The organism is Mesobacterium pallidum, from assembly GCF_019966535.1.
GTDB lineage: Bacteria > Pseudomonadota > Alphaproteobacteria > Rhodobacterales > Rhodobacteraceae > Mesobacterium > Mesobacterium pallidum.
In genome coordinates this window covers 262,184-270,997 of sequence record NZ_JAIMID010000004.1, presented here as the reverse complement: position 1 = coordinate 270,997, position 8,814 = coordinate 262,184, and the positions used below count along the sequence as shown (strand labels likewise).

5 protein-coding genes, 1 tRNA gene, 1 pseudogene and 1 CRISPR repeat array are annotated in these 8,814 nt (G+C 64.3%); of the genes and pseudogenes, 3 read left to right on the top strand and 4 right to left on the bottom strand.

The annotated features are described in order from the left end of the window. A CRISPR array of direct repeats spans positions 1–629; the repeat unit is 36 nt; unit sequence AGTTTAGCTGTTCAGAATTCGGGGTCCAGCCGCAAC. A 611-nt stretch (positions 630–1,240) separates the two neighbouring features. From MF270_RS08400 to MF270_RS28410, 3 genes and pseudogenes are all read left to right on the top strand, one after another. Then, positions 1,241–1,903, top strand: coding sequence for a DNA methyltransferase (locus MF270_RS08400; protein WP_238365428.1), 663 nt, complete (start codon positions 1,241–1,243; stop codon positions 1,901–1,903). Beyond that, on the top strand, positions 1,900–2,511 hold the full coding sequence (locus tag MF270_RS08395) for a hypothetical protein (RefSeq protein WP_238365427.1): 612 nt from the start codon (positions 1,900–1,902) through the stop codon (positions 2,509–2,511). Before MF270_RS08400 ends, MF270_RS08395 begins: the two co-directional genes overlap by 4 nt. Positions 2,512–2,935: 424 nt before the next feature. Then, positions 2,936–3,895 (top strand): annotated as a pseudogene (locus MF270_RS28410) (recombinase family protein); the annotation flags it as partial. A 547-nt stretch (positions 3,896–4,442) separates the two neighbouring features. Here the strand turns inward: MF270_RS28410 and MF270_RS08380 are convergent. The 4 genes from MF270_RS08380 to MF270_RS08365 all read right to left on the bottom strand — a co-directional run bounded on the left by MF270_RS08380 (position 4,443) and on the right by MF270_RS08365 (position 8,771). Next, positions 4,443–4,532, bottom strand: a tRNA-Ser gene (locus tag MF270_RS08380). Between the two features lie 59 nt (positions 4,533–4,591). After that, the gene (locus MF270_RS08375) at positions 4,592–5,311 is read right to left on the bottom strand and encodes an alanyl-tRNA editing protein (RefSeq protein WP_238365424.1); all 720 of its coding nucleotides are present in this window, start codon (positions 5,309–5,311) and stop codon (positions 4,592–4,594) included. Then, complete coding sequence (locus tag MF270_RS08370; RefSeq protein WP_238365423.1) at positions 5,308–7,743, bottom strand: DUF3772 domain-containing protein; 2,436 nt, start codon at positions 7,741–7,743, stop codon at positions 5,308–5,310. The genes MF270_RS08375 and MF270_RS08370 overlap by 4 nt, the downstream gene beginning before the upstream one ends. Continuing rightward, positions 7,743–8,771 carry a cysteine synthase A gene (locus tag MF270_RS08365; RefSeq protein WP_238365422.1) on the bottom strand — a complete coding sequence of 343 codons (1,029 nt, stop codon included), beginning with the start codon at positions 8,769–8,771 and terminating at the stop codon, positions 7,743–7,745. Before MF270_RS08365 ends, MF270_RS08370 begins: the two co-directional genes overlap by 1 nt. Between the last annotated feature and the right edge of the window lie 43 nt (positions 8,772–8,814).

The window sequence follows — 8,814 nt, the reverse complement described above, 5'->3', positions numbered from 1 at the left end:
AGTTTAGCTGTTCAGAATTCGGGGTCCAGCCGCAACTGATCTGGTCAGCGGTCGGGCGGCTGGGCTAGTTTAGCTGTTCAGAATTCGGGGTCCAGCCGCAACCTTGGCGGCAGTGTCGACGACATGGACAGCAGTTTAGCTGTTCAGAATTCGGGGTCCAGCCGCAACGACGGCTCGGTCACCCTGACCTGGGCCCGCAGTTTAGCTGTTCAGAATTCGGGGTCCAGCCGCAACTGATGGATCGTCTTGCCGTTCACGCCCGGCAGTTTAGCTGTTCCGAATTCGGGGTCCAGCCGCAACTATGACATCGGCTCCGCGTCGGCCCGGGTAGTTTAGCTGTTCAGAATTCGGGGTCCAGCCGCAACCACGGTCGGGGTCTGGCCGCGGCGGTAGTCAGTTTAGCTGTTCAGAATTCGGGGTCCAGCCGCAACGAGATCTGCGACATCGACATCGAGGGCGACAGTTTAGCTGTTCAGAATTCGGGGTCCAGCCGCAACTGATCTGGTCAGCGGTCGGGCGGCTGGGCTAGTTTAGCTGTTCAGAATTCGGGGTCCAGCCGCAACCAGCAGGTCATGACGATGCCCTGGGCCGAGAGTTTAGCTGTTCAGAATTCGGGGGCCAGCCACCGTTCCGAATGGCTGTTTTTTGTGAATTCGACTCGTCCATTCGGATGCGCAGGGAAAGTCTGCTTCCCGCCCTTCCTGCTTGGTCAAATGTTGTTTTCTGCAGTATCGCGTTGAGCGAGTCTAGCCACAAGCTTTTCGCTGGGGGCCGCCCGCTAAATCAGTGCATTGCCCGCGCAGGAAAACTCGTCAGCCTTGCCGATGATCACATGGTCATGAACGATGACTCCCAACGGATCCAATGCGGCTACAGGGTTGGTCGCTGACAGTTAGGTGCAACTCCGTAACTCAACGCGCATCGGCTTTCAGCCGACCGGGCTGGCGTGAATCGAGCCAGCAAGCTGTCTCGCCCCTTCGGGCGTTCATCCCTCGCGCCTCTGCTGTCGCAGGCATCCTGAGTGGCATCGGCATCGCCGCTGCATGCTTGGGGCGCTGCCCCTGGCGCATTTCAAGCAAAACAGATCGCACAGGATCTTTCGTTGTCGGCACCCCCTGAAGGTCGCCCCCAACAACCAAGAGATCCTTGCGCCGGTTTTCCCCTCCATTTGCACCCCCGCTCTCGGCGAGGGCCAAGGGTTGCAGGCGCAACCCTGTTCCAATTCGAAGGAGGACAACACATGCATATGAACCATATCGTTGAAGGCGATTCCGCCAATATTCTGAACACCTTACCCGAACACTTCGTCGATCTGGTCGTGACCGATCCGCCTTATCTGGTGAACTATCGGGATCGCAGCGGGCGCAGCTTGCAAAACGACGACAATGCGCAGGGCGTCTTGCCCGTTTTTGCCCCCATGGCGCGGGCGATGAAGCCGGATAGCTATGCGATTTGCTTCGCTGGCTGGGGGGCTTTGCCGCAATTCACAGCCGTCTGGCAGGCGGCAGGGCTGCGCATTGTCGGGCAGATCGTTTGGCAGAAATCCTATGCCTCGCGGCGCGGATACACGCAGTATCACCATGAAACCGCCTATGTTCTCGCAAAGGGTGACCCGGCAAGACCTGCCCATCCGCTGCCCAGCGTCATGCCGTGGGTCTATTCCGGCAACAAGAGCCATCCGACAGAAAAGGCGGTGGAAATCCTCGCGCCTCTGATCCGCTGCTTTTCAAAGCCGGGGGCGCTGGTCTGCGATCCGTTCAGCGGGTCGGGCAGCACGTCGGTGGCGGCAGCTCTGAACGGGCGGCGCTGGCTGGGGATCGAGATTGACCCCAAGCATGTTGCCACGGCCCGCGCCCGGCTTGCCGGTGTTGCCCGCTTTCAAAGCGGGAGGGTCGCGGCATGAATACCCAGCCCGATCAACTCGGTTTTCAGGACTTGCTGGAAGAAGCGGCGGCGGGTAATGCCGCCCGCCGATTTGCCAAGGAAACCAAACATCTACCCGGCGACATGCAGGCAGCTCGCGCCTGTCATCGCGAACAGATCGAGACGCATCACACCGCGATGCTGGCTTGCGATTTCGATGCGGCGCTTGCGATCCGCAAGGAAGCTCACCAATTGGCGCGCAAGTTGAACGGCGGCAATCCGGGCATTCTTGCCCATGACGACGCGCCGGGGAATGTGCTTGCGCGGGATTGCGCCGCCTTGCCCGGCGATATGCCGCTTTGGGGACAGGAGGGCACGTTTTGCCTGAGCGCCGCCGGGGCGGAGATGTCGGTGCGGTTCCATGGCATGTTCGGCATCGGCGCGACAGCGATGCCCTATCTCGGGTTTGAAATCCGCGCGACCGACCCGGCACAACCCTTTGTCAGCGCAACGGGATACCGCAGTTTTCTTGGCGTTTCCGTCGCGCCCAAGCCCGGAATGATCCCGGCAGCCTTCGCGTGCCGAGTGGTGGAGGTCTATGTCGCAGAGGAGTTGGAGGGGCGGCTGGTGGCCGTGCGGAAGGCATAACAATCTAATAATAATGGACAAAAACAGAAGTTTGTGATATGATTAGCCCAGTATTCCCAGAAATCCGCCTGCAATTTGAACCGCAGCCCGCCCGGTTGCGGCCCATAGTCATTGTGCGCGGCGGGTTTGTTTTTCTAACCAGTCACAAATTTTTGCGCCGCCCGACTGGGCGGCGCTGGAAAGCGTATTCCATGTCCCCCGATCTCGAAAAGTACCGCCGCCTTGCGCAAGAGCAAGGCGATGGCCGCGCATATTCCGACGATGACCTGCTGCGCCTCTGGGCGGCGATGGAGCATCTCTTTGCGCGCGGCGTCACCATGACTTGTCCACAGCTTTTGTCGCAGGATGGCGCAGAGAGGGGCGCGCAGGACGCATCCGATGCGCTATCCTTGACCGAGCCCCCACAAAGAAAGGAGCCCCGCCCATGAGCGCAAACCCTGCCGTCATCTATACCCGTGTGTCCTCCAAGGCGCAGCTTGCCAAGGGCGACGGGCTTGCCAGCCAGCAAAGCCGCTGCCGCGAATTCGCCACCTACAAGGGCTATGCCGTCGAAAAAGTCTTCGAAGACAAAGGCATCTCCGGCGGTCTGGTGGATCGCCCCGCGATCAAGGAGATGCTGTCCTGGCTGCGCCAGCACCGCAAGCATGACCCCGTAGTGATCATCGACGACATCTCGCGCCTTGCCCGCGATCTGGACGCGCATCTGAAACTGCGCGCCGCCATCGGATCGGTCGGCGCACGGCTGGAAAGCCCCTCCATCGAGTTTGGCGAGGACAGCGACAGCCAGCTCATCGAGAACATGCTGGCCTCTGTCTCCCAGCACCATCGCCAGAAGAACGCCGAACAGGTCCGCCACCGCATGTCTGCACGGCTCAAGGCGGGATATTTCTGTTTCTGGGCACCGACGGGCTACACCTACGTCAAGGCCACGCGGGGCGGCAAAGTGCTGGAACGCGATGAGCCGACCGCCAGCCTGCTGCAAGAGGCGCTGGAAGGCTATGCCTCGGGCCGCTTCGCCTCACAGGCTGATGTTGCGCGATTCCTGGAACCGCATCCGATCTATTCCCGCGACGCCATGGGCACCATTCATCCGCAACGCATCAAGAACCTCCTCACCAACAAAATCTATGCGGGCTACTACGCGTACAAGCCCTGGGGCATCGGGCTGACCAAAGGGAATCATCCGCAGATCATCTCATGGGAGACGTTCCAACGCATTCAGTCCCGCCTGAACAGCCACAGCACCGCCCCGCAGAAGAAGACCGCCACCGAAGACTTCCCCTTGCGCGGCTATGTGGCCTGCGATTGCTGCGGCCACCCCATGACCGGCTACTGGGCGAAGGGCCGCAACAAGCGCTATGCTTATTACGAATGCTTTCAAAAAGGTTGCGATGCGCGCAGAAAATCCATCAAACGCGCGGAAATCGAGGCGGCTTTCGACAGGCTCCTGAAGTCCTTGCGCCCCTCGCGCAGCCTGATCGCTGTCGCCTCGGCCATGTTCAATGACATTTGGGAGGCGCGCATCGGCACGCTGGAAGACCACCGCGCCGCGCAGAAATCGGCGCTCACGCGTATCCAGGGCGACATCCGCAAGACCGCCGACCGCCTGATCGAGACCGACAGCAGCGCCACCGCGCGGGCGCTGGAGGCGAAAATCGACAAGCTGGAAGCAGAACGCGCCTTGATCGCGGAAGATCTGGCGAAGAAAGCGCCAAAGCCGCGCGACTTCGATGGAAGTTTTCGAACCGCGCTGGGATTTCTGGCAAACCCTTGGAAACTCTGGGAAACTGGCGGAGCGGATGACCGCCAAACCGTCCTGAAACTCACTTTCGCCACCCCAATCCCATATCAGCGCGGAAGAGGGTTTCGAACCGCCAAAACCACCTTACCTTTCAAGGTCTTAGGTGATCTAGACGACGAAAAAGGGCAAGTGGCGGAGAGACAGGGATTCGAACCCTGGAGACGGTTTCCCGCCTACACACTTTCCAGGCGTGCGCCTTCGACCACTCGGCCACCTCTCCGGTACGCGCGGTTATACTGATGTTGCGCGGCTTCGCAAGCGCCGAAACGCCCCCCTTCGTCAATTGTCGAGGCTGATGTTCACACGCCGGTTCTGGCGGCCCTTCTTCTCGATCTTGCCCAGCACGATGCGGCCGATTTCGGCCGTGCGGGCCACGTGGGTGCCGCCGCAGGGCTGCAGGTCGACCGGCATTGCGCCGTCGCCGATCCGCACCAGGCGCACCTGCCCTGCCCCGCGCGGCGGCGCGACCGACATAGTCTTGACCAGGCCCGGGTTGGCCTCCAGTTCGGCATCCGTGATCCAGTCGGTCGAGACCGGCAGGTCGTCGTCGATCAGCGCGTTCAGCTCTTCCTCGAGGCCCTCGCGGTCGATGCTGGCCTCGGGCATGTCGAAGTCGAGCCGGGCCTTTTCCGTCGTGATGGCCCCCCCGGTGACGGGCAGCGGGATCACCACCGACAAAAGGTGCAGGGCCGTGTGCAACCGCATGTGGCGGTAGCGCCGCTCCCAGTCGAGATGCTGGGTGACCTCGGTGCCGACGGGCGGCAGCGGAACTGCCTCCGACGGGATCAGCACCAGTGCGCCGGCATCGCCCTTGATCGTGGTGGCGATGGGCACCGAGCCGCCGGACCAGTCGAGGCGACCGCTGTCGCCGGGCTGCCCGCCCCCTTGCCCGTAGAACAGCGCCTGGTCGAGCACGAGGCCCCCTTCGGGCGTCAGCGACACGACACGGGCGGGCGCATCGCGCAGGTAGGCATCCTCGAGGAACAGGGGCCGGGTCATGAATGTTCTCCGTCGCCGCCATCGGGGCGGAAACCGCCGTCGGGCTCGATCAGGTTCTCGGTCAGCTCGCGGGTCGGCTCGGGCTTTTCCGCGGGCTCTTCGGGCGCGGGCTTGGGGGCGCTGCCGCCAGTCAGCGCCTCGGGGTTGCGGATCCAGACGTCGCGCTGCGCGAAGGGGATCTCGATCCCTTCCTTGGCGAAACGCGCGGCGATGGCGTGGTTCATGTCGGACTTGACCGCCAGCATCCAGTTCACGTCGCGCAGGATCGCGCGGATCTCGAAATCGAGGCTGTCGGCCCCGAAGCCCATGAAGATGACGCCGGGCGGAGGGTTCATCAGCACCATCGGGTGATCCTCGGCGATCTCGCGCAGGATGCCTTCGACCCGCTTGGTGTCGGTCCCATAGGCCACGCCCACGGGCACGATCACCCGGCCCACGGTGTTGCCGCGGGTGTAGTTCGTCACGGTGCCCGAGATCAGGTCTGCGTTGGGCACGATCACGTCGGTGCGGTCGAAGGTCTCGATCCGGGTCGAGCGCACCGAGATGTCGCGCACATAGCCCATCTTGCCGCCGACCTCGATCCAGTCGCCCTCGGACACCGGACGTTCGATCAGCAGGATGATGCCCGAGACGAAGTTCGACACGATGTTCTGCAGGCCGAACCCGATGCCGACCGACAGGGCACCGGCGACATAGCCAAGCGCGGTCAGGTCGATCCCGGCGCTAGTGATCGCGACCAGCGCGGCCAGGATGATCCCGACATAGCCGAGGCCCGACACGATCGCCGTCTGGCCACCCGGGTCGATCCGCGTCTTGGGCAGGACCGAACTGCGCATCGTCCCCTGCAGCAGGCGGGTCAGCCCGTAGCCGATGACGAAGACCAGCACAAAGACGAAGAAATCGGTCGGCGAGATGCGCGTCTCTCCGATGGCGAAACCGGCGCGGAAGGCGACCCAGTAATCGGCCAGCTGCGCCGGGCGCATCCCCCAGATCAGCGCCAGCACCGGGATCGCGGCCAGCGCCAGGGCAAAGCCCATCAGCGTGGCGACCAGCCCGTCGGGTTCATCGTCGGCGCTGCGCATGGCCAGGGCCACCACGTCCGACACGAAACGCTGCAGGATCTGCAGCAGGCCCATCAGCGCCAGCGTCAGCACCGCCGGCAGCGTGATCGAGGTGCCCAGCTGCATGTAGCCGATGGCACCCAGCACGGGGCCGGCGACGGCCACCAGCATCGCGAGACGCCCGACGACCCGCACGACCGACACGCGGAACGGCGCCTCGACCGGCTCGCCATCCGGGCCGGGCTCGGGTGCGACTTCTCCGGCGCGGGTCAGCATCTGGCCAAGGCGCAGAAGGCCCAGCCCGGCGAGGATCAGGAACGGGAAATCCAGGACCGCGGCCGGCCCGTCCTCGAGGTCGAGCATATCGATCGTGGCGGTGGCCAGCTGGCGCAGGGCCAGCACGAAGCCCAGCAGCACCCCGGCGCGATGGGCGCGCAGGCGGTGGTGATCCTTCATCGCAAGCCATTCGCCCGCCCCGCCCGGCTGCAGGATCGCCTGCAGGCTGACCCAGCGCGCGGCAAGGATCGTCAGCCCCATGGCCGGGATCAGCTGCAGGAAGGCTTCGCCGCGCAGGCCCGGCAGCCCGGTCGCGATCACGGCCGAGCTGATGGCGACCAGCCCGCCGAAGGGCACGAGGATCAGCCCGACCGAAACGAGGAAGGCCCAGACCCCGGTGCCGCGTCGCGTCCTGCGCCGCAGCCAGTCGGCGATGTGGTTGATGACCCGTGGCCCGCGCCAGAACAGCGCAAGGCCCACGATCAGCAGCAGGCCCGAGGACAGCGCCGTCTGCTGTGCCTCGCGGATCTTGATGTCCGAGGCGAGGTTGTTGGCCACCTCCATCCGCAGCGCCTCGGGCCCGTCGACGAAGGCCTCGAGCGCCTGGGGCCAGTGAACCGGGTTCAGCGGGCTGGGCCCGAGGGTCAGCAGCCGGTCGGTTTCGCGGGTGCGGATGATGCCGTCGATCTCGGTGATCAGGCCGATGGCGCGGTTGTAAGCCTCTTCGGCGCGCAGGATGGGCGCCTGCAGGTCGCTCAGCTGCTGGTGCAGGTCGGCCCGCCGCTGGGCGATATCCTCGGGCTCGCTCTCGCCTTCGGCCGGGGCCGGCCCCAGCGCATCAAGCTGGGCGTGCAGCGTGTCGATCCGCGCCGTGTTACCGGAGCGGGCGGACAGGAACTCGTCACGGAAGTCCACCAGCTGGGCGCGCAGGATCTCGAGAGAGATCTCGGAGGCTTCGCCCCGCGCCAGCACCTCTTCTGCGCGGGTCGCGGTGTTTTCCCATTCCTGGTAATCGACGGTGTCCTGCGCGACGACCGCCGTCAGGGTCGTCAGGCACAGCAGGAGACCCAGCAGCAGCGCACGAAGCAGGGGCATCACGAATCCTCGAAGACCGTCGGCAGATCCATCGGCGCCCGGTCAAGCCAGTCGGGCACCGGCAGGTCCTTGGACTTCAGGAATTCGGGGTTGAAGAGCTTGGACTGGTAGCGGTTGCCGAAGTCACAGAGCACGGTGACGATGGTGTGCCCCGGCCCCATTTCCTTTGCCATGCGGATCGCCCCGGCGATGTTCACCCCGGTCGAGCCGCCCATCACCAGCCCCTCGTCGGCCAGCAGGTCGAAGATGATCGGCAGCGCCTCGCTATCCGGGACGCGGCAGGTAAAATCGGGGGTAAAGCCCTCGAGGTTGGCGGTGATGCGCCCCTGCCCGATGCCCTCGGTGATCGAGTTGCCGGGGTTTTCCAGCCCGGTGTACAGCTTGTAAAGGCCCGCGCCCTCGGGGTCGGCAAGGCCAACCTTGACGCCCTTGGGTTGCAGCGCGGCGGCGACACCCGCGACGGTCCCGCCAGAGCCGGCCGCGCAGATGAAGCCGTCGACCTTGCCGCCGGTCTGGTCCCATATCTCGGGTCCGGTGGTTTCGACATGCGCCTGGCGGTTGGCCACGTTGTCGAATTGCTGCGCCCAGATGGCGCCATGCGGAGCGGTCTTGGCGATCTCCTTCGCCAGACGGCCGGAATAATGCACGTAGTTGTTCGGGTTGGCATAGGGCACGGCCGGCACCTGCACCAGCTCGGCCCCGGCCAGGCGGATCATGTCCTTTTTCTCCTGGCTCTGGGTTTCCGGGATCACGATGATCGTCTTGAACCCCAGCGAGGCGCCGACCAGCGCGAGGCCAATGCCGGTGTTGCCCGCCGTGCCCTCGACGATGGTACCGCCGGGTTCCAGCAGGCCCTTTTCCATCGCGTCGCGGATGATGAACAGCGCCGCGCGGTCCTTGACCGACTGGCCGGGGTTCATGAACTCCGCCTTGCCCAGGATCTCGCAACCCGTCAGCTCGGACGCCTTGTTGAGGCGGATCAGGGGCGTGTGGCCGACGGCCTCGCTCAGGTCTTTCACGATGCGCATGTCTGTCCCCTCCGGTCTTGGTGCAGGCCCTGTCTAAGCGGGG

Excerpts from the sequence above, each read along its gene's own strand:
- MF270_RS08365 (WP_238365422.1), bottom strand. The coding sequence starts at position 8,771 with ATGCGCATCGTGAAAGACCTGAGCGAGGCCGTCGGCCACACGCCCCTG.
- MF270_RS08375 (WP_238365424.1), bottom strand. The coding sequence starts at position 5,311 with ATGACCCGGCCCCTGTTCCTCGAGGATGCCTACCTGCGCGATGCGCCC.
- MF270_RS08370 (WP_238365423.1), bottom strand. The coding sequence starts at position 7,743 with ATGCCCCTGCTTCGTGCGCTGCTGCTGGGTCTCCTGCTGTGCCTGACG.
- MF270_RS08400 (WP_238365428.1), top strand. The coding sequence starts at position 1,241 with ATGCATATGAACCATATCGTTGAAGGCGATTCCGCCAATATTCTGAAC.
- MF270_RS08395 (WP_238365427.1), top strand. The coding sequence starts at position 1,900 with ATGAATACCCAGCCCGATCAACTCGGTTTTCAGGACTTGCTGGAAGAA.